This is a genomic window from Bacillus cereus group sp. BfR-BA-01309, assembly GCF_022664315.1.
GTDB classification, from domain to species: domain Bacteria; phylum Bacillota; class Bacilli; order Bacillales; family Bacillaceae_G; genus Bacillus_A; species Bacillus_A mobilis.
Window position 1 is genome coordinate 581,224 of sequence record NZ_JAKUHE010000002.1, and the last position, 20,128, is coordinate 601,351.

Consider the following 20,128-nt stretch of genomic DNA (forward strand, 5'->3'; position numbering starts at 1 on the left):
CCTCCGCATCCACAATCTTCCTCTCCTTGCACGAGCGGTGGCATATTATTATCCATTGGCATCATATTTGGATTTGGCATAGACGTATATTGCGGTCCAAACGGTGCTCCTTGTTGATACGGCATTTGATATGGATTTGGTGGCATCATAGGCTGTTGGTATGGCATTTGATATGGCATCATATTCGGTGGTTGATTGTTATCCATGATTGGCATCATGTTCGGCATTTGATTATTATCCATGATTGGCATCATGTTCGGCATTTGATTGTTATCCATTATCGGCATCATATTTGGCATTTGATTGTTATCCATGATTGGCATCATATTCGGCATTTGATTGTTATCCATTATCGGCATCATATTTGGCATTTGGTTGTTATCCATTATCGGCATCATATTTGGCATTTGGTTGTTATCCATTATCGGCATAATGTTTGGTATTGGGTTATTATCCATAATTGGCATGATGTTTGGTGGTTGATTGTTATCCATGATTGGCATGATATTTGGTGGTTGATTGTTATCCATGATTGGCATGATATTTGGTGGTTGGATATTGTCCATGATCGGCATGATGTTTGGTATTTGAATATTTGGCGGTATGACTTGTGGAATCACTACATTTTCTTTCGATACATTTGGTGATACTATATTTCCTACATTTTCTTTCTTTACTTGCGGTGACACGATATTCCCTATATTTTCTTTCTTTACTTGCGGTGACACGATATTCCCTATATTTTCTTTCTTTACTTGTGGTGACACTATGTTTCCTACATTTTCTTTCTTCACTTGCGGTGACACGATATTCCCTACATTTTCTTTCTTTACTTGCGGTGATACTATATTCCCTACATTTTCTTTCTTTACTTGCGGTGATACTATATTCCCTACATTTTCTTTCTTTACTTGCGGTGACACGATATTTCCTACGTTTTCTTTCTTCACTTGTGGCGACACGATATTATCTTTTTTTGTTTTCGGAGAAATGATGTTATTAGGTTTCATTTTAGTAATTTGAGGAGCAATTAACTCGCTTCCTTTTTTAATTACATCTGAAATCTTATATTCTTTTTTCGCTTTGATTGGTGGTTGCGGTGGCTGTGGTAATACATTTACCGAAAACTTCGTGTTTTCTTTTTCTGCTGGTTTTTGTTTTTCTATAACAGGTGGTTTTTGAATAACAGACGGTTTTTCAACTGGTTTTTCTATTTGAATTGGCTTTTCTTTTTGCACTTCTTTTTGCACTTCTTTTTGCGGTTTTACCTGTACCTCTTTTTGCGGTTTCACTTGCATTTCCTTCTGTGGTTTTACCTGTACTTCTTTTTGTGGTTTTACTTGCACTTCCTTCTGTGGTTTTACTTGAACTTCTTTTTGTGTTTGTTGCATAGCAGGTTGCTGTGTAATTGGCGCTGATTGATACGTAACTTCTTCCTCATCTTCTATTCCAAGCGGAGTTGGCGTTGATGCAAACTCTTTTTGTTGCACTTCTTTTACGTATTGCTTCGGAGGCGCTGAACCTGCCCCAGCATGTTGTTTTACGTGAACGCTGTTTGATGGTACTTTAATTTTCATACCTGGCATGATTAAATCTGGATTACTAAGTTGTGTATTTGTATTTTTCAACGTATCAAAATCCACTCCGTACTTTTTCGCAATTTTCCAAAGGGTATCCCCTTTTTGCACGATATGAATTTTCAAATTTTCCCCCTCCTGTATAACTTATCTATAAGTAACAAATCTCATGAAGTAACCCTTTCTAAATAACGTTAACTTCTTTTCACTTGTATCACTTCTTCGATTTTCAATATCATTAGAAGTGGAATAAGCATAAGAAAATCGCAATGATTTCTTCACAACAATGTATGCCCATTTCATTCTCGTTATGATTATATGTACGAAAAAAAGCAACGGAAACCCCGCTGCTTTATACACGCTCTAACATACGATTTAATGCAAGAACCGCTTCTTCGGTCACTTGTTTATCTACGCTAATAACGTTAATTTCTTCTCCTTTTTCTACCGTTTCAAGCACCCATAATAAGTGCGGCAGATCAATTCGGTTCATCGTTAAACACGGACACATAAATGGATTAAGTGAAACAATTTCTTTATCTGGATGCTGCTGAATAATTCGGTTCACTAAATTCATTTCTGTACCAATTGCCCATTTACTTCCAGGTGGCGCTACTTCAATCATATCAATAATATATTTCGTTGATCCTGCGTAATCCGAAGCATCAACAACCTCATAACAACATTCTGGATGTACAATAATATTCATATCCGGATGATTTTTCCGTACATTCTCAATGTTTTTCACTGTAAAGTTTTGATGAACCGAACAATGCCCTTTCCATAAAATCACTTGAATTTCTTCCATATCTCCATCGTACTCTAATGAATCTGTATGCGGGTCCCATACTGCCATTTTATCTAATGGGATACCTAAATCGTATGCTGTATTTCTTCCTAGATGTTGATCCGGTAAAAAGACAAGACGCTCTTTTTGTGTAAACGCCCAAGATACCATTTGTTTTGCATTAGAAGAAGTTACTGTCGCTCCGCCATTACGACCGCAAAATGCTTTAATTGCAGCTGTAGAGTTAACATACGTTAACGGAATCATCGTATCTCCAAATAATTTTGTGAGCTCTTTCCATGCCCTTTCTGTTTGTTCAATATCTGCCATATCTGCCATCGAACAGCCTGCACGCATATCTGGCAAAATAACGATTTGATCGTCTGTCGTTAACATATCTGCTGTTTCTGCCATAAAGTGTACGCCGCAAAATACAATATATTTTGCTTCTTTATTGCTCGCTGCAACTTGCGCAAGCTGAAGTGAATCTCCTGCTGCATCAGAAAATTGTACCACTTCATCTTTTTGGTAATGATGTCCTGGAATAAATAGTGTTTCCCCCATTTTTTCTTTAATTGCACGAACACGCTTTTCCATATCTTCTGTTGACATCGTGTAATAACGCTCTGGTAACATCGTTTCAATCGGTTGCACTTTTTCTAAAATACTCATATTTCTTTCTCCCCCTCTAAGCCACTTTCCTTACGCCTCAATATTGAAACTAATATCAAGTGCTTTCACTGAATGTGTTAACGCTCCAAGTGAAATATAATCTACCCCTGTTTTTCCGTATTTCGATAAATCTTCAATTATAATGCCTCCTGATGCTTCCGTAACGATGGCACTTGGTACAATCTTTGAAAACTCCCGAATCTCATCTGGCGTACGATTATCAAACATAATGATATCCGCACCAGCAGCTACAGCTTCTCTCACTTGTTCCTCTGTCTCTGTTTCCACTTCTACTTTCACCATATGTCCTAATTTTTCTTTCACCGATGTAACAGCTTTCGTAATAGAACCAGCAAAAGCAATATGATTGTCTTTAATCATGACACCGTCATATAAGCCGAAACGGTGATTAAATCCGCCTCCGCACACGACTGCATACTTATCAAACATACGTAGCCCTGGCATCGTTTTTCGCGTATCACAAATACGTGTATGACCACTATCTAAAGTAAGCACAGCTTTACGTGTCATCGTAGCTATCCCACTCATACGCTGGATAACGTTTAATATAACGCGCTCTGCCGTTAATAACGAAGCAATTGGCCCTTGCGCAGTTGCTATTATTTCGCCCTTTTCTACAAGATCTCCATCTTTTTTATGAAGCTCCACTTCAATTCTTTCATCAATTAATTTAAATCCTTCTTCAATTACTACACGCCCCGCAAAGACACCCATATCCTTCGCAAGAAACGTTCCTTTTGAAAGTAAATTGTCTGGAAAAATAAGCTGAGACGTTACATCTCGTTCTCCTATATCTTCTAGAAAAAATCGATTTAATGCTTCTTTCACTTTTATCGTGTTCATAAAGCCCCTCTTCCCTTCATCACACAAGTTGTAATTTTCTTTTCACTCGAACAATCTCTTTTTTTTCGCTATTTCTATCTGGATAATCACTTCGATAATGACCACCAATGCTTTCTTCTCTTTGCAAAGCTGATACGACTATAAGCTCACAAACTGTTAACATATTAATGAGCGTTATCTCTTCATTTGTAAGGGCATCATGTTGTAAGATCATATTTCGAACACCGTACTTACTAAGCCATCTCTTTGCAGAAGATAAACTTTGCTCTGTTCTCACAATCCCAACATATTTCATCATGCATTCTTTTATTTCTTCCTTCGCCGGCAAATGATTCAAAACGATAAATTTCTTTTCCTTCTCAGCTAGGGTGTTCAATCTTTCTTTTGCCGCTTTCGTTAAAATATGTTGTCCTATTCTTTTTCCAAACACAAGACCTTCTAATAACGAATTACTTGCTAACCTATTTGCACCGTGAACACCATTACAAGCTACTTCACCGACCGCATATAAATTTGGAATGGACGTCTCTCCATCACAGTTCGTTTTCACGCCACCCATATGAAAATGAGCACCGGGTACAATCGGAATGCGTTTTTCATTTATATCGACACCATTCTTTTTACACAATGATGATACAGTCGGAAAACGTTCTTCGAAATTTTGGATAGACTCGGTATTTACATACACTTTTTCACCCGCCAAAAGCTGCTCATGAATCGCTCTTGCTACTACATCGCGCGGAGCGAGATCGTGATCTGGGTGTATATCCATCATAAAACGCTGCCCTTTTCCATTTATAAGGACAGCTCCTTCACCACGGACAGCTTCAGAGACGAGGCCGCAGCATCGACCGTTCGCGTATAACATTGTTGGATGAAATTGTACAAACTCTAAATCTACGAGCTCCCCTCCTGCGCGGTACACCATCGCAAGTCCATCACCCGTAATTGTCTTATCATTAGAAGTAAAGGCGTATAAACCGCCAATCCCACCTGTTGCTAACACCGTATAATTTGCAACGTAACGCTTCAACTTCCCTTCACTAGTTCTTGTTAAAACTCCAACACATTTATCATTTTCTATAATAAAATCGAGCACCATTTCCTGTTCCACTACCGTAACGTGCGGAGCTACTTCTTGAATGAAATGCTCTAATAAATTCTTTCCTGTTGCATCGCCACCTGCATGTAAAATACGACGCTTTCGATGTGCGCCTTCTTTTCCAAGATGAGGACCCGTTTCATCTCCATCAAATTTCATTCCATTTTCAATGAGATGATTCATTTCTTTCGGTCCTTCCTCGACTAAATAACGGACCACATCTTCATTGTTATAATGACATCCTGCTACTAACGTATCTTCAAAATGATCATTTGGATTGTCATATGTAGCAACCGCTGCTGCAATTCCACCTTGCGCTAAATATGTATTATTATTACGATTCGTTTCCTTTGTGATAATAATCACATTCTTTTCGTGACAAATCTCTTTCGCAACACGAAGTGCCGCAACGCCACTTCCAATAATTAAGACATCTGCACTTGGCATAATTGTTGCCTCCTACTTTACACTTTTCAACTGTCTTGACACCTATATTTACATAGTTTTAAAATAATGACAAGAGTTTTTTTATAATTCTTATTTTCACTACCATTTAAAAAATACAAGAAATGTAACTCTTACTAGGGAGAGGAACTTACATGATGATATATCTTGACTATGCAGCTACTACACCTATGAGTGAAGAGGCGTTACAAACATATATGAAAGCAGCATCGCAATACTTCGGAAATGAACAAAGTTTACATGATATTGGAGGAACAGCTTCTTCTTTACTACAAGTTTGCAGAAAAACATTTGCTGACATGATTGGCGGAAAGGAACAAGGGGTATTCTTCACGAGCGGTGGTTCGGAATCCAACTACCTTGCGATCCAATCCCTTTTAAAGGCTAGAAGCGAGAAACATATTATTACGACACCTATGGAACACGCATCCATTCGAAGTTATTTTCAATCCTTACAATCAGAAGGGTATACAATTACTGAAATTCCTGTTGATGAAGGCGGGCTCATTCATTTAGATGATTTAGAAACAGCTATTACAGAAAATACTGTTCTAGCAAGCATACAGCACGGAAATTCTGAAATTGGAACCGTTCAAAACATCGCAGAAATCGGAGCACTTTTAAAAAAATATAACGTTTTATTTCATTCAGATTGTGTGCAAACATTTGGTAAACTTCCTATCAATGTTTTTGAGATGGGAATTGATAGTCTTTCTGTTTCAGCACATAAAATATACGGACCAAAGGGTGTTGGTGCTTGCTATATAAATCCGCAAATTCGCTGGGCACAAATCTTTCCGGGAACTTCTCACGAAAAAGGGTTTCGCCCAGGTACAGTAAACGTTCCTGGCATCGCATCTTTTTTAACAGCTGCTGAGAATATATTAAAAAATCAACAGGAAGAAAGCTTACGTTTTAAAGAGTTACGATCCTACTTTTTAGAGCGATTACAAACACTTCCTCTAGAAATTCAAGTAGAAGGTCATTCTACTTCTTGTTTACCACATATTATTGGGGTTACAATAAAAGGAATAGAAGGTCAATATACAATGCTAGAATGTAATCGCCATGGTATTGCCATTTCAACCGGAAGTGCTTGCCAAGTCGGTAAACAAGAACCTTCGAAAACAATGCTTGCAATTGGAAAAACGTATGAAGAGGCGAAACAATATGTCCGCTTCTCTTTCGGGCAACAAACAACGAAAGATCAAATTGATACTACTATTCATGCACTACACACAATTGGAAATCAATTTTATAGAGGTGTTAAATCATAATGAAACAAAATGAACAAAAAAAGATTTTAGGCGAAGAAAGACGACAGCTTATCCTTCAGTGGCTTCTTGCTGCAAATGAACCGTTATCTGGGAATGAACTATCGAAAAAGACAAACGTAAGTCGACAAGTGATCGTGCAAGATATTTCCTTACTCAAAGCACGAAACGAACCGATTATTGCAACTGCTCAAGGATATTTATATTTAAAACCACAAGAGAAACAACAAGCTTTCGAACGCGTAATCGTATGCCAACATAAACCAGCGGAAGTACGTCAGGAACTTACAATGCTTGTTGACCACGGCGTTACGATTAAAGATGTAAAAGTTGAGCATCCTGTATACGGTGACTTAACAGCATCCATCATGGTAAGTAATCGCTTTGATGTAGAGCAATATTTACAAAAAATCGAAAACACAAATGCTTCCTATCTTTCGCAACTAACAGATGGTATTCACTTACATACAATTGAGGCAGATTCTAAGGAAAAGTTAGACGCTGCTTGTGAGGCGCTAGATAAAGCAGGATTTCTCGTTTATTAATTCATGCAAAGCACAGAGTTTTTATCATTCTCTGTGCTTTTTTAGTGCTATAATATTGTAATCAATCGTAAAGGAGATCACATATGGGAATTGAACTCGTTCACTTTAGCATTGGCAAACCGAAACAAATGAAATATGGCGAAGATAAAGAAATGATAACAGGTATATGTAAAAATTCTACAGAAGAAGCTTTTCTCTCAAAAGATGGCTTCCTTGGTGATGACGTAGCAGATTTAAAACATCACGGGGGACCTGATCGCGCTGTTTGTGTATACCCACATGAGCATTACGCACTATGGGAAGAGGAATTTCAAACAACGCTTCAAGCTTCCACATTTGGTGAAAACATTACCGTAACAAATATGTTAGAGCGTGATGTTTGCATCGGAGATACATATCAACTAGGTGAAGCAATCATTCAAGTGACGCAAGCCCGCGTACCTTGTAGCACAATTTCAAAACGTCTTGGCATCCCTGGCATTTTGCCGCGCATTGTAGCAACTGGATTTACTGGCTACTTATGCCGTGTTCTTCAAGAAGGTACTGTACGTAAAGACTCAAAAATTACATTACTAGAACGTCAACCGAGCAATGTATCTGTTTTATTCTCTAACGAAATTTATTTTCATAATAGAAAAGATAAAGATGGCATTGAAAAGATTCTTGCTGTTCCAGAACTAGCTGATATTTGGCGTGGTCAGTTAGAAGATCGTCTTGCGAAGTTAAAATAAAGAATCCCACCATTTATAGGTGGGATTTTATTTATCTATCAGACGGTATAACCTAACTCCCCCTTACAACCAATAAGAAGAATAACTCCCCAGCACAGTAACAGAAAAGCCGAGTGCTTCAAGTTCCATCGTTACGCCTGGCAATAATACATCATCGTATGCTTTATCGACATCGATTAAGAAAAAATAATTACCAAGACCTGTTTTCATCGGGCGAGATTCGATTTTTGATAGATTTAATTTTCTCCATGCGAAAGCTGATAACACTTGGTATAGTGCCCCTGCATAATCAGCAGGTAACGTTATCATAAGCGTCGTTTTCTCTCCGCGATTTTCTCCGTTATTTGAGAGTATTGCTTTCTTTTTCTTATGGAGCACGAGGAAGCGCGTATGATTATTTTTATGCGTATGAATACTACGTCTTACGATCGTTAATCCGTATTTTTCTGCAGCTGCTTCATTTGCAATAGCAGCGATTTTTTCTTCAGGATGTTCTTTCACATATTGTGCAGCAGCACTTGTTGATGTCATATCTCGGACAGTGACCCCTTTTAATTCTTCATTTAAAAACTTATGACATTGCGCAATAGCGTGCGGATGAGAATGCACTGCATATACTTCTTCCCACACTTTTGCATACTGCGGATGTACAAGTAAATGTTGCTGAATGGGTACTGTAATTTCTCCTACAATAGAAAGTGGTTGTTCATGTACAAGGTAATCAACTGTTATATTCACTGAACCTTCAATGGCGTTTTCTAGTGGTACCACTGCATAATCTACATTTTCATTTGCAGCTGCATCCATACAATCTGGAATCGTTCGATACGGTACATGCTCTGCTTCTGGAAAAAAACGACTCACCGCCATATTTGTAAATGTTGCTTCTGGTCCTAAATATCCTACTCGAATCATCGTCTTTTCCCCTCTTTTTCGTTTTCTTACTGTTATACCATACTTTTTTATATTCTTCTATGTAAATTTCGAATATTAAAAAAAGACTAGCATTCGCTAGTCTAAATGTTTCCTGTATTCTCTTTGAGCGAAAAAGAAATAAATGATGCATGCAGCGATGTAAAACAGAATAAACAAGCCTACTTTTCTTAATGAACCATCCATAAAGATTGTATTATGAAACGTATACAACGCAACCGCACTATGCATACTCCCTACTATAATTGGCGCAAAAAATAGCATACATAATTGCCAACGGGAAACTTTCCACACTTCTTCTTTCGTCATTCCAAGCTTAGAAAGCGCACCGTACTCTTTACGATCCGATGCAATATTATGAAACCATTTAAAATATACGATGCTACATGATGTAAGGAAAAATAATATACTAATGAATGAGCCTATAAATAGAGTAATATTGCCGAACTCTTTCATATTCACATATAACTCCATATTACTTCGAAATGCGTTATTATCATCTTGTTTCATATGTTTCCGTAAATCTTCATTTAATTTTTTCGTATTTTCGATATTTGATAATGTGTATCCTCGATATATTATTTTTTCAGAATCAGGAATCTTATTTGCTATACTGTCAAAATCTTCATCATTCATGACGAAGAACAGACCATTAATGTGCGAAGGATGATGGTTAAATTGTACCCCTTCCTTCTGACCATTAAATACGAATGCATATGTTTGATTCATTACTTGTAATTGAATTTCTTTTTGATCATATATATACGGATGATTGTATTTACTATAATAAACGAGTGTAACTGTTCCTTTTTTAGGATGATACGTTTTCTGTTTTTGTTTTCTTGCCTCCTGATTGTATTCACTTTCTTTAATGAGTGGCGCTACTTCTTTTTCTCCTTTATTGGACTGAAAAGATGCATACACTCCAACAAAACTCATAGTTTGAAAATCATCATACCCATATTGGTGCAATAATTGTTCAACCGTACCTTCCTCAAAGACTTCATGGGTAGAAATACCTTTTTCTATGTATGAAAATGAGTGTGCGCCCCCATCCCGCCACATATCTTGCATGCTAGAAAAATATAAGAACACCGTACCTGTTGCCGTAACTACAAATGTCGTTGCCATAGAAAGCATAAAGAAAAAGCGACCATTTTCCTTCATTCGATGTGACAGTTGATTCACTATAAATAAATACGGATATGTATACATAATCTTTTTATTTCGTTTTATCATTTCTAATATTTGAGCAGTTCCGTGTGTAAAAGAAAAATACGTTCCGAAAAAGACAAGTATAGACACAGGGAAAAAATAGAATGCTATCGTTGGCATCGTCGCCTGTAACGCTAACGCATACCCTATCCCTAAACAAATAAAACCGAATATACAAAGCCACATTGATGGTTTCTTCTCTTTTTTATCAGTTCGAAATTCTTTCAATAACCGAATGATTTTTATATTCCATATACGTAAAGCACTTATAAAAGATAACAGAATAAAAACAACCATATATGTAATAAACGTTACCCCAATCGCTTTCACGTCAAATATGACAGGGAGTTCTTTTGGAAGACGCATTAGCATGCTAAACACCATAAAAAAGAGTTTCAAAAAGATCATGCCAATCCCTATACCGAAAATATTAGCAAATACCCCGATCAATATTTGCTCGGTCATAATCACTCCTATTACGTTAGATTTCGTTGCCCCCATTAACATATATAATCCTAACTCTTTCTTACGTGCCTCTATAAAAATAGAAGTAGAATACAAAATAAATATGACGAAAAAAGAAATGATTATAACATTACATATGATAAGCCCCCAACGTACGTTTTGATACCACATCGTCTCTTGCATATACGGATGCACAATGACAGACATGTATGCAAAAGACGAAAATATTGCAAAACAACTGCTTAAGAAAAACACTTTATAATTACGCCAATTTCCTTTTATATTTTGTAGCGCTAGTTGCCGAATGTTCATCTATTGTCCCCCTATAACTTACTACATAGGCAAAAAGCTAGAGGTTCCCCTAGCTTTGCACGTGTTTCAAATATCCCCTTTGCGCGATCATAAAGTAAATCGCAGAAGCTACAATGTATGCCCCAATTACAATCGCACCTGATTTCCATAAATCGATATAAAGCATTTTTCCTAACGTATGAAGAGCAAACCCACTATGAATTGCACCGATTACAATTGGTATAAAGAAGATAACACCCATTTGTCGAATTGCAATTTTCCGAATTTCTTTATCTGTCATACCGATTCTCTTTAACGATTTAAATTGAATACGATCTTGTTCTTTATCGTTAAACCATTTAAAGTATGTCATACTACAAGCGAAGAAGAAGAACAGTACAGCTACGAAGAAACCGATAAACATCGTAATTGCTCCTGATTCTCTTATATCTTTATAAGCAAGCACTGAGTTGTTTAGTTCCATTTGCTTATCTGGTGCAATTTCCTTTTTCAAATCTAACACAAGGTCTTCCGTACTTTTCCAGTCTTCTATATAATAACCGTAATATTTCGTCTTTTCTTCATCTGGTACGAGCTTTGCATATTTCTCAAAATCTTGATCATTCACAATGAGATATTCACTATCATTAAAAACAGAAAATGGAGTTGGCTCATTTAATTGAACAGACTGCGTTTGTCCGTTAATTTTAATTTCATACGGTTTCGAACGATCTATCTTCATCATATCGTTCGCCATATCCATTACGACCATCGTTGCACTACCTGGTGCATTATGAACTTCTCTAACTTGCTCTCTCTTTTGTTTACGTACTTCAGCGTTATATTCTTTTTCTGAAACAATCGCCATCGGCACTTCATGTTCACCGTTAAACATCGTGATTTTTTGACTTCCAGGAAGTTTTACGTACGTTACTTCTCGTGCATCTTCAAATCCGTGTTTTTTTATTAATTCTTTTGTTTTTCCTTCTTTTATGACATTATGCGTATTAATTCCCTTTTCCTCATACGAAATAGCATGCGGAGTACTAATTACTGCCTTATAACTCATATCCTCAAAAAATACGTACAGTGTACCAACTGCCGAAGATACAACGGCCGTAATGATAGAAATTACAAATAGAAAACGAGCATTATCTTTCATTTTATAAATCAGATTGCTAAGTACGAACATATTTGGATATGTATAAAAAGATTTTTTTCGTTTTTGTAACGCCTTTAATACGACTGTACTGCCTTGTGTAAACAGTAAATACGTTCCGCCTATCGTCAGCCCTACAATCGGTAAAAACAGCATGATAAAATTCATAAATGTCACTTGGAAGCTAAGTACATATGCAACAATAATACATCCTACCCCCGCTATACATAACCATGTAAATGCAAAAGGTTCTACTTTTTGTTTTCTTGCTTCTCTTAATAAATCAATAATTTGCAAGCGTCCTACTGTCCACACGCTAAACAATGATAGGATTAAAAATAGAATAAAGTATACACCCGCTGTAATCAAAACTGCTTTACTATTCCATACGAGTGGAAGTGTTTTATCTATTTTCAATATTACACTTAATGCTTGGAAAAATAATTTTGAACAAAGCATACCAAGCCCAATACCTACTACAATTGCAATACTACCTAACATAAGCTGTTCTAATATAATCATTCGGCCAAGTTGAGACTTCGTTCCGCCTATTAATGTTAATAGACCAAACTCTTTTTTCCTTGCACGTAAAAATGTTGAATTTGCATATAAAATAAAGAGTGCTGAGAAGATGACTACAATATAATTCATCGATTCTAATCCTTTTGAAATCATTTCCCTCATACTAATATTACCGCTTACGACATCTGGATGATAAATGAAGGAAGCATACATGAAAAATACGACTATCGATAAACAACTACTTATAAGAAACGCTTTATAATTACGCCAATTTCCTTTTACGTTATTAAGCGCGAGCTGGCGAAAGTTCATGATATTCTCCTCCTAGCATCGCAAGTACGTCCAGAATTTCTTGGAAAAAGGCTTGTTTCGTTCTTCCTTTATGTATTTCTGAGAAAATTTCTCCGTCGCGAATGAATAGAATACGTTCGCAATAACTCGCCGCTACCGGATCATGCGTTACCATTGCAATTGTTACTTTCTTTTGTTCATGTAAGTCTTGCAACGCGCTCATTAATGATTTTGCTGACTTCGAATCTAAGTTTCCAGTTGGTTCATCCGCTAAAATTAACGTAGGCTCATGAATAATTGCTCTCGCTGCTGCTGCACGTTGTTGTTGTCCGCCTGATACTTCATATACCTTTTTATTTAAAATTTCTTCGATATTTAAAAACTTTGCAATCTCAAGCACCTTTGCATCGATTTCATTTACAGATTTCTTCGCCATGACAAGTGGTAAAATGATATTTTCTTTAATCGATAACGTATCAAGTAAGTTAAAATCTTGGAAAATGAACCCTAAATGTGTACGGCGAAACTCCGCTAACTTTGCAGCACGCATTTGATTAATTTCTTCGCCATTTACAAGCACATGACCTGAAGTTTGCTTATCGATTGTTGCTAATAAATTTAAAAGCGTTGTTTTCCCGCTTCCTGAAGGACCCATAATCCCTACAAATTCGCCTTCTTCTATTTTAAAATTTATATTATTTAAAGCAGTCGTCGCTACTGAACCTTTTGATTGGTACACCTTCGTTAATCCTTTTACTTCAAGAACACTCATTTCTAATCCCCCTATGTGTTTTCTTCTTACATTTACTATAAGAAAAATAAGAAATAGAAACGAGTGATTTCCCTTACAAAACGTTTTGTTATCTTACAGTTTTGTCATTTTTCTCATTAATGTATGATATTCTTCATCTTTTGCAAATTGGAACGTGAATGTTGTCCCATCCCCTTCAATCGATTGTACATAAATACCGTGATGTAAATTATCACAAATTTCCTTTGTAATATGTAGACCCATCCCAGTCGCTTCTCTCGTTTTACGGCCATTTATTCCTGTAAAGAACGGATCAAATACTCGCTTTATATCTTGCTCTGGAATACCAATTCCATTGTCTTTAATATGTAGTAACACCTTTTGATCTTTCTCTTCAATTTGAAATTGAATTTCCTTTTTCTCTACTTCTGAAATTTTCGTATACTTAATTGCATTTACAACAATTTGCCCTATAGCAATACTGAGCCATTTTCTATCAGATGCAACCATACAAGTATCTTCATCAAACATTACTTTCGGAAATACAGACGATTGAATGAACGACTTTCTATTTTCATTAATAATACCTCGAATAATATCTACTACATTTACTACTTCTACTTTATAATCTTTCGCAAATTGCTCTAACCTTGCCATATGTAACGCTAAATCTAAACCATTTAGTATGCGGTTATTTTCTTCACGAATACTTTCAACTGTTGCCCTTGCTTCACGATGCTCTTTACCAAACTTCTGTAATAGTAATTCTATAACCGATACTGGTGTTTTCATTTGATGAATCCACTGGTTCATAAATATCATTTGCTGTTGTTCTTTCGCATGTTGTTTATGAATTTCATTCATGTATTGCTGTCTTAATAGCGTAAACGATTCAACGACCATCTCTTGCTCTGACGTATAAGAAGTATCAATAAGTAAAGAATCGTGTAATGTATTTCCGCCAGTAACATACTTTTCAATCCTATTTAAAAACACACTCCGTTTTCGATAATCGTAAATGAGGTATATTGTAAATACAACTGTCCCTAATAAAAGCCCATATAACCATGTACTCCAATCAATGGATCGTTTTTCTAAAAGACTTTGCAACTGCATTACAAGCCCAAATAAACAAAGGCTAACAATATAAGAAAGAAGTAAAGAAAAGCGGTCCATGAGGTAATTTTTAACCTCCATGCCCTTCGCCCCACTCTGTAAGAAGCGCATAACCATATCCACGTTTCGTTACAATTGCATTCTTAATGCCTAGCTCCTCTAGTTTCTTCCTTACGCGTTTTACATTAACGGTTAATGTATTATCATCAACAAAAGCTACCTCATCCCACAGGGCTTCTAACAGTTCTTCGCGCGTTACATATTGATTTGCTTGTTTCATTAAACACTCTAATAAGTAAAATTCATTTTTTGTCAGCTCCGTTTGTTGCCCCTGCCACTCAACAATGTGTTGTGACGGGAATAACAACAGTCCATTTACACCTAAACAATCACTCTCAGCAACAGAGGCATACTCACCATACCCACGGCGAAGTGCACTTTTCACCTTTGCCATTACGATATCTAAGTGGAATGGCTTCGTAATGTAATCATCACCGCCATTTTCAATTGCCATTACTTGATCCATTTCCCCTGTTCTTGCAGAAACAAAAATAATCGGCGCATTCGATACAGTACGAATTTGACGACACCAATAAAACCCATCAAAGTATGGTAAATTAATATCCAGTAATACGAGATGCGGATTTATTTTCACGAACTCATCTTTTATATGACGTAAATCACTTGCTCTAAATGATTGATACCCATACCTTTCTAAATGCTCCTCTAATATTCCCGCTATTTTTTCATCGTCTTCTACAATTAATATTTTATACATGTTCGTTTTCTCCCCATAAAAAAATTCTTCCAACACCACTCCTTGTTCTATTATAAATTGAAAATTTAATTAGTGGGTATTTTTTCCTATACGAATCAGACATTTACATAAAAAAAAGACTGCCATATTTCGGCAGTCTTAGTCGATAAATTCAAATTCATATTCAAGAATTTTTACAATATCTCCATCTTTTGCACCACGTGCACGAAGCGCTTCATCAATACCCATTCCACGCATTTGGCGAGCGAAACGACGTATAGATTCATCACGTGAGAAGTCTGTCATTTTGAATGTCTTCTCAATATCGTAACCAGAAATAACAAATGTGCCGTCACTTTCACGTGTAATTTCAAATTTAAGGCTTTCAGCATCAAATTTGTACATTACACTTGCTTCAGACTCTTCGACAACATCGTACATTGGGAATTCTGGTGTTGTTTCTAATAAGTTCGCTACTTCAAATAATAAGTCACGAACACCTTGTTTCGTTACAGCTGAGATTGGGAAGATTTTTACTTCGTCTCCCACTTTCTCTTTAAATGCTTGTAAGTTTTCTTCTGCATCTGGCATATCCATTTTGTTTGCAACAACAACTTGTGGACGCTCTGTTAAACGCATATTGTATTCTTTTAATTCATTATTGATTGTTACGTAATCTTCATATGGTTCACGGCCTTCTAAACCAGACATATCAATAACGTGTACGATTACACGTGTACGCTCAATATGACGTAAGAATTGGTGTCCAAGTCCGACGCCGGCATGTGCGCCTTCAATTAGTCCAGGAAGGTCAGCCATAACGAAGCTGCGGTTATCACCCGTTTCAACAACACCAAGATTTGGAACGATTGTTGTAAAGTGATACTCTGCAATTTTCGGACGCGCTGATGATACAACAGATAATAATGTAGATTTACCTACACTTGGGAATCCAACAAGTCCAACATCTGCTAGCACTTTAAGTTCTAGAATGACATCACGTTCTTGACCTGGTTCCCCGTTCTCAGCGATTTCAGGCGCTGGATTCGTTGCTGTTGCGAAACGTGAGTTACCACGGCCACCACGACCACCTCTTGCGATTACAGCTGTTTGCTCATGCGTTACTAAATCGGCAAGAATTTGTCCTGTTTTTTCATCTTTTACTATTGTTCCTGGTGGAACCTTTACGATTAAATCTTCAGATTTACGACCGTGCTGACCTTTACTCATTCCGTGCTGACCACGATCAGCTTTGAAATGACGTTGGTAGCGGAAGTCCATTAATGTACGTAAGCCTTCCTCAACAACGAAAACAACATCTGCACCTTTACCACCGTCGCCACCTGCTGGGCCACCTTTAGGTACATATTTCTCACGACGATACGCAACCATTCCGTTACCACCGTCGCCACCTTTTACATATATCTTGACCTGATCTACAAACATTATTTCACCACACTTTTTTCAATTGGTTGTAATATAACTGAGACTTCTTCGTCTCGTACTGTATAAGAAATGGAATACCATTTATTGTTTTGGGTCGCAAGCCAATTCTGTAGTTCTTCTACACTCGTTAGCTTACCACGAAAATCAAAAAAGAAACGAGCATTCTCCGCGTCACATTCAATTGTGATACAAACATAATTTTCAACATATACGTCTAAACTATGCTGAAGCATTGAGAAAAATTGATTCGTCCATGTACATACAGTCTCATCTAAGTGAGATAAGTTATGTAATTTCCCTAATACTTCGTACTCCAATAAGCACGGCTGCTGTTTCCAATTATATGTTAAAATCCACTCTGAAAATAAAGGCATTGATAGCCCTATCAGATTGGATTCTTGTCTCGCTTCTTGGACAAAACGATCGATGAGACTATGAATCTCTTCCACTTTTCCAAGGGAAAGGTTTCCTTTCACCATCTGCATACGATTGAGCCAATCATGTCTTGAATGACGCAATGCATCTATAATTGTCCATTTTTCATTCATTTAGATACCCCTTAATATAGAAAAACTCTAACCTGCACTCAGGTTAGAGTTTTCCGTGAGTTCTTATGCCTCTTGAGCAACAGGATATACGCTCACTTGTTTGCGGTCACGGCCAAGACGCTCAAAGCGTACTACGCCGTCAACTTTCGCGTATAAAGTGTCATCGCCACCACGACCAACGTTAACACCTGGATAAATTTTTGTACCGCGTTGACGGTAAAGAATTGAACCACCTGAAACCGTTTGACCATCTGCGCGTTTAGCACCAAGACGTTTTGACTGAGAGTCACGACCGTTCTTTGTACTACCTACACCTTTCTTAGATGCGAAAAACTGAAGATCTAATCTTAACATACGTTACACCTCCTGCACTTTTTCTATTAAACGGATATACTTTCCGTAATCAAGTTCGATCGTCTTAAGCGAAACAACCAATCCTTCTAAAAGCGTTTGTGCTTTTTCTGCTGCATGAACGTCTAAATCATTAGGCAATTCATACGTTAAGAATCCGCCATCACTTCCGAGTTCAATAGTTGCCTGCACATTACAAAGTTCTTCCACTGCATTTATAGAACCAAACACAACCGCTGTAGTTCCAGCACAGACAAGGTCTTGTCCATGTGGCGCATAATTGGCATGTCCAGTCATTTTAAATGATTGGATACTTCCTAATTTCGTGCGACTTATCGTAATTTTAATCATGTTAACCTGGATTAAGCGTTGATAGCTTCAACAACTAGCTTAGTGTAAGGTTGACGATGACCTTGTTTCTTACGATTGTTCTTTTTCGCTTTGTATTTGAAAACGATGATTTTCTTAGCGCGACCTTGTTTTTCTACTTTCGCAGTAACTGTTGCACCTTCTACAACTGGGCTACCAACTTTAACGTTTTCGCCACCAACGAAAAGAACTTTGTCAAAAGTAACAGTTTCACCAGCTTCAACATCTAATTTTTCAATGTAGATTGCTTGACCAGCTTCAACTTTAATTTGTTTTCCACCTGTTTCGATAATTGCGTACATACTTGCACCTCCTCTTAATTACTAAGACTCGCCAAAAACGAGGTAGACATAAATGTCTTTAGGGAACCTGTTTTGTGCGGTTGTAGCATATAGCCGTTTAGGTGCTATAAACTATAACATAAAGATGTTATCATGAATCATAGACGGTTGTCAATAAATGTTCTGCTAACTATTTTTTCCGTTCTACAATTTCTTTTTTGCTTCCAAAACGGATAATGGCGTACTTTTCGATCATATCATCTTTGAAATAAATTTCAAATGGAATATTTTTTTGTAATTCTTTTTGCATAAATTGTTTCTGTAATTCTTTAGGTGCAGCAATTAATACTGCCTCATCCTCTATATCGCCATATGTAATTAGCTCTCTCTCTAACTCATACGCAATTGTTTCATATGACATTACATACCCCGTCGCTTTACACGGTACACACTCTTCTAGTAATACGTCGCGTAAAGAATGTTTCTTACGTTTACGTGTCATCTCCAAAATCCCTAACTCTGTAAAACCGAGCACTCTTGTATATGTGCGATCATTTTGCATAGCAGCCATGAGACATTCTCTTACCTTTTCTTTATCTTCTCTTCTTTTCATATTAATAAAATCAATTAATATCATACCACCGATATCACGCAGTCTTAATTGACGTGCAATCTCTTCAGCTGCCGCCTCATTTGTACGAAGGACTGTATCTTGTAAATTTTGTTTTCCAGTAAACTTGCCCGTATTCACATCAATTACAGTCATCGTCTCCATTTGTTCCACAATTAAATAAGCACCATTCGGGAGCCACACAATTTTTTGAAGTGCTTTCTCAATCTCACGCTCTATTCCAAAATGGTTAAACATTGAAGATTTTTCATTATAAAAAGATACTTTTTCTTTCCCTACTTTTTCTTCTAATTCTTTCACTATACTTCTTGTATCTACAACTACTTTTTCAATCGTTTCAATTGGATTCTCTTGAAATACACGATCTAAAAAGGTGGCCGGGCGATGAAGTAGCAACGGTGCCTTTCCCTGGCCCTCTTTTCTTTTTAACTCTTCATATAACTGCTGTAACCTTTGCATTTCAGCTTGTATTTCTTCAATTTCTCCTTTTTCAGAAGCAGAGCGGAAAATGTACCCTCCTGTCCCTTCTACCTCAATTTGGAGTAGCTGTTGCCTTCTTTTATTATTTTTTATCTTTCGAGAAACTGCACGCATTTCATCATATGGCATATAAACGACATATTTCCCGGTAAATTCTATGTTTGCTGTCAATTTCGGCCCTTTCGTATCAATTGCTTCTTTCACAACTTGTACGAGTACTGCTTGCCCTTCATGTATACGATAGGAAGATGGTACATCATCATATGAAAGATACGCATGTTTTTCTAAACCGATGTTTACAAATGCTGCGTTCATTCCAGCTATTGTTCTTACGATACGTCCGGCATAAATATGCCCAACAATCTCTTGTTCTTCATTTCGTTTCCATAAAAACTCAACAATTTTTTTCTTCTCTTCAATTGCAACGCGTTTTTCCGATCCTGCGTAGTTCATATATAACGTTTTCAAAATTCTTTCCTCACTTTATAATCTTCTTTGCTTTTAC

Annotated in this window: 18 protein-coding genes, 1 pseudogene and 1 other annotated feature; of the genes and pseudogenes, 3 read left to right on the forward strand and 16 right to left on the reverse strand. The window is 36.9% G+C overall.

Features of this window, described 5'->3' with window-relative positions; translation table 11 throughout:
• Positions 1-1,546 precede the first annotated feature (1,546 nt).
• From safA to nadB, 4 genes and pseudogenes are all read right to left on the reverse strand, one after another.
• Positions 1,547-1,703 (reverse strand): annotated as a pseudogene (gene safA / locus MR115_RS30220) (SafA/ExsA family spore coat assembly protein); the annotation flags it as partial.
• A gap of 226 nt (positions 1,704-1,929) precedes the next feature.
• Positions 1,930-3,036, reverse strand: coding sequence for a quinolinate synthase NadA (nadA, locus tag MR115_RS06680; protein ID WP_242240538.1), 1,107 nt, complete (start codon positions 3,034-3,036; stop codon positions 1,930-1,932).
• Between the two features lie 30 nt (positions 3,037-3,066).
• Positions 3,067-3,900 (reverse strand): carboxylating nicotinate-nucleotide diphosphorylase, encoded by an 834-nt coding sequence (nadC, locus tag MR115_RS06685; protein WP_242240540.1) that lies wholly within the window; start codon positions 3,898-3,900, stop codon positions 3,067-3,069.
• A 19-nt stretch (positions 3,901-3,919) separates the two neighbouring features.
• Entirely contained in the window at positions 3,920-5,449 is a 1,530-nt protein-coding gene (gene nadB, locus MR115_RS06690; protein WP_242240542.1) for an L-aspartate oxidase, read from the reverse strand.
• A gap of 152 nt (positions 5,450-5,601) precedes the next feature.
• On the opposite strand from nadB, the gene MR115_RS06695 reads away from it, so the two are divergent.
• The 3 genes from MR115_RS06695 to MR115_RS06705 all read left to right on the forward strand — a co-directional run bounded on the left by MR115_RS06695 (position 5,602) and on the right by MR115_RS06705 (position 8,017).
• Complete coding sequence (locus MR115_RS06695; protein ID WP_242240544.1) at positions 5,602-6,744, forward strand: IscS subfamily cysteine desulfurase; 1,143 nt, start codon at positions 5,602-5,604, stop codon at positions 6,742-6,744.
• The gene (locus tag MR115_RS06700) at positions 6,744-7,286 is read left to right on the forward strand and encodes a transcription repressor NadR (RefSeq protein ID WP_000812272.1); all 543 of its coding nucleotides are present in this window, start codon (positions 6,744-6,746) and stop codon (positions 7,284-7,286) included. Before MR115_RS06695 ends, MR115_RS06700 begins: the two co-directional genes overlap by 1 nt.
• Before the next feature lie 83 nt (positions 7,287-7,369).
• Entirely contained in the window at positions 7,370-8,017 is a 648-nt protein-coding gene (locus MR115_RS06705; RefSeq protein WP_242240546.1) for an MOSC domain-containing protein, read from the forward strand.
• A gap of 63 nt (positions 8,018-8,080) precedes the next feature.
• Here MR115_RS06705 and pheA read toward each other — a convergent pair whose 3' ends face one another.
• The 12 genes from pheA to MR115_RS06765 all read right to left on the reverse strand — a co-directional run bounded on the left by pheA (position 8,081) and on the right by MR115_RS06765 (position 20,091).
• The gene (pheA, locus tag MR115_RS06710; protein WP_100062955.1) at positions 8,081-8,932 is read right to left on the reverse strand and encodes a prephenate dehydratase; all 852 of its coding nucleotides are present in this window, start codon (positions 8,930-8,932) and stop codon (positions 8,081-8,083) included.
• A gap of 96 nt (positions 8,933-9,028) precedes the next feature.
• Positions 9,029-10,942: an ABC transporter permease gene (locus MR115_RS06715; RefSeq protein WP_242240548.1), complete on the reverse strand. Its 1,914-nt coding sequence runs from the start codon at positions 10,940-10,942 to the stop codon at positions 9,029-9,031.
• A gap of 49 nt (positions 10,943-10,991) precedes the next feature.
• Entirely contained in the window at positions 10,992-12,914 is a 1,923-nt protein-coding gene (locus MR115_RS06720) for an ABC transporter permease (protein ID WP_242240550.1), read from the reverse strand.
• On the reverse strand, positions 12,889-13,665 hold the full coding sequence (locus MR115_RS06725; protein ID WP_071726566.1) for an ABC transporter ATP-binding protein: 777 nt from the start codon (positions 13,663-13,665) through the stop codon (positions 12,889-12,891). The genes MR115_RS06720 and MR115_RS06725 overlap by 26 nt, the downstream gene beginning before the upstream one ends.
• Before the next feature lie 93 nt (positions 13,666-13,758).
• Positions 13,759-14,841 (reverse strand): HAMP domain-containing histidine kinase, encoded by a 1,083-nt coding sequence (locus MR115_RS06730; protein WP_242240553.1) that lies wholly within the window; start codon positions 14,839-14,841, stop codon positions 13,759-13,761.
• Complete coding sequence (locus MR115_RS06735) at positions 14,831-15,538, reverse strand: response regulator transcription factor (RefSeq protein WP_242240555.1); 708 nt, start codon at positions 15,536-15,538, stop codon at positions 14,831-14,833. Before MR115_RS06735 ends, MR115_RS06730 begins: the two co-directional genes overlap by 11 nt.
• A 138-nt stretch (positions 15,539-15,676) precedes the next feature.
• Positions 15,677-16,963: a GTPase ObgE gene (gene obgE / locus MR115_RS06740; protein ID WP_000497121.1), complete on the reverse strand. Its 1,287-nt coding sequence runs from the start codon at positions 16,961-16,963 to the stop codon at positions 15,677-15,679.
• A complete protein-coding gene (locus MR115_RS06745) occupies positions 16,963-17,511 on the reverse strand; it encodes a sporulation initiation phosphotransferase B (RefSeq protein WP_061677164.1) in 549 nt (182 codons plus the stop codon). The genes obgE and MR115_RS06745 overlap by 1 nt, the downstream gene beginning before the upstream one ends.
• A gap of 63 nt (positions 17,512-17,574) precedes the next feature.
• Positions 17,575-17,865: a 50S ribosomal protein L27 gene (gene rpmA, locus MR115_RS06750; protein ID WP_000944957.1), complete on the reverse strand. Its 291-nt coding sequence runs from the start codon at positions 17,863-17,865 to the stop codon at positions 17,575-17,577.
• Positions 17,866-17,868: 3 nt separating this feature from the next.
• Positions 17,869-18,213, reverse strand: coding sequence for a ribosomal-processing cysteine protease Prp (locus tag MR115_RS06755; protein ID WP_061677162.1), 345 nt, complete (start codon positions 18,211-18,213; stop codon positions 17,869-17,871).
• Positions 18,214-18,224: 11 nt separating this feature from the next.
• Positions 18,225-18,533, reverse strand: a complete 309-nt coding sequence (gene rplU / locus MR115_RS06760; protein ID WP_000270907.1) for a 50S ribosomal protein L21 — start codon at positions 18,531-18,533, stop codon at positions 18,225-18,227.
• A gap of 14 nt (positions 18,534-18,547) precedes the next feature.
• Positions 18,548-18,625 (reverse strand) — a sequence feature (ribosomal protein L21 leader region).
• A 77-nt stretch (positions 18,626-18,702) separates the two neighbouring features.
• On the reverse strand, positions 18,703-20,091 hold the full coding sequence (locus MR115_RS06765; RefSeq protein ID WP_242240557.1) for an Rne/Rng family ribonuclease: 1,389 nt from the start codon (positions 20,089-20,091) through the stop codon (positions 18,703-18,705).
• Positions 20,092-20,128: the final 37 nt, after the last annotated feature.

Excerpts from the sequence above, each read along its gene's own strand:
- nadA (WP_242240538.1), bottom strand. The coding sequence starts at position 3,036 with ATGAGTATTTTAGAAAAAGTGCAACCGATTGAAACGATGTTACCAGAG.
- nadC (WP_242240540.1), bottom strand. The coding sequence starts at position 3,900 with ATGAACACGATAAAAGTGAAAGAAGCATTAAATCGATTTTTTCTAGAA.
- nadB (WP_242240542.1), bottom strand. The coding sequence starts at position 5,449 with ATGCCAAGTGCAGATGTCTTAATTATTGGAAGTGGCGTTGCGGCACTT.
- MR115_RS06695 (WP_242240544.1), top strand. The coding sequence starts at position 5,602 with ATGATGATATATCTTGACTATGCAGCTACTACACCTATGAGTGAAGAG.
- MR115_RS06700 (WP_000812272.1), top strand. The coding sequence starts at position 6,744 with ATGAAACAAAATGAACAAAAAAAGATTTTAGGCGAAGAAAGACGACAG.
- MR115_RS06705 (WP_242240546.1), top strand. The coding sequence starts at position 7,370 with ATGGGAATTGAACTCGTTCACTTTAGCATTGGCAAACCGAAACAAATG.
- pheA (WP_100062955.1), bottom strand. The coding sequence starts at position 8,932 with ATGATTCGAGTAGGATATTTAGGACCAGAAGCAACATTTACAAATATG.
- MR115_RS06715 (WP_242240548.1), bottom strand. The coding sequence starts at position 10,942 with ATGAACATTCGGCAACTAGCGCTACAAAATATAAAAGGAAATTGGCGT.
- MR115_RS06720 (WP_242240550.1), bottom strand. The coding sequence starts at position 12,914 with ATGAACTTTCGCCAGCTCGCGCTTAATAACGTAAAAGGAAATTGGCGT.
- MR115_RS06725 (WP_071726566.1), bottom strand. The coding sequence starts at position 13,665 with ATGAGTGTTCTTGAAGTAAAAGGATTAACGAAGGTGTACCAATCAAAA.
- MR115_RS06730 (WP_242240553.1), bottom strand. The coding sequence starts at position 14,841 with ATGGAGGTTAAAAATTACCTCATGGACCGCTTTTCTTTACTTCTTTCT.
- MR115_RS06735 (WP_242240555.1), bottom strand. The coding sequence starts at position 15,538 with ATGTATAAAATATTAATTGTAGAAGACGATGAAAAAATAGCGGGAATA.
- obgE (WP_000497121.1), bottom strand. The coding sequence starts at position 16,963 with ATGTTTGTAGATCAGGTCAAGATATATGTAAAAGGTGGCGACGGTGGT.
- MR115_RS06745 (WP_061677164.1), bottom strand. The coding sequence starts at position 17,511 with ATGAATGAAAAATGGACAATTATAGATGCATTGCGTCATTCAAGACAT.
- rpmA (WP_000944957.1), bottom strand. The coding sequence starts at position 17,865 with ATGTTAAGATTAGATCTTCAGTTTTTCGCATCTAAGAAAGGTGTAGGT.
- MR115_RS06755 (WP_061677162.1), bottom strand. The coding sequence starts at position 18,213 with ATGATTAAAATTACGATAAGTCGCACGAAATTAGGAAGTATCCAATCA.
- rplU (WP_000270907.1), bottom strand. The coding sequence starts at position 18,533 with ATGTACGCAATTATCGAAACAGGTGGAAAACAAATTAAAGTTGAAGCT.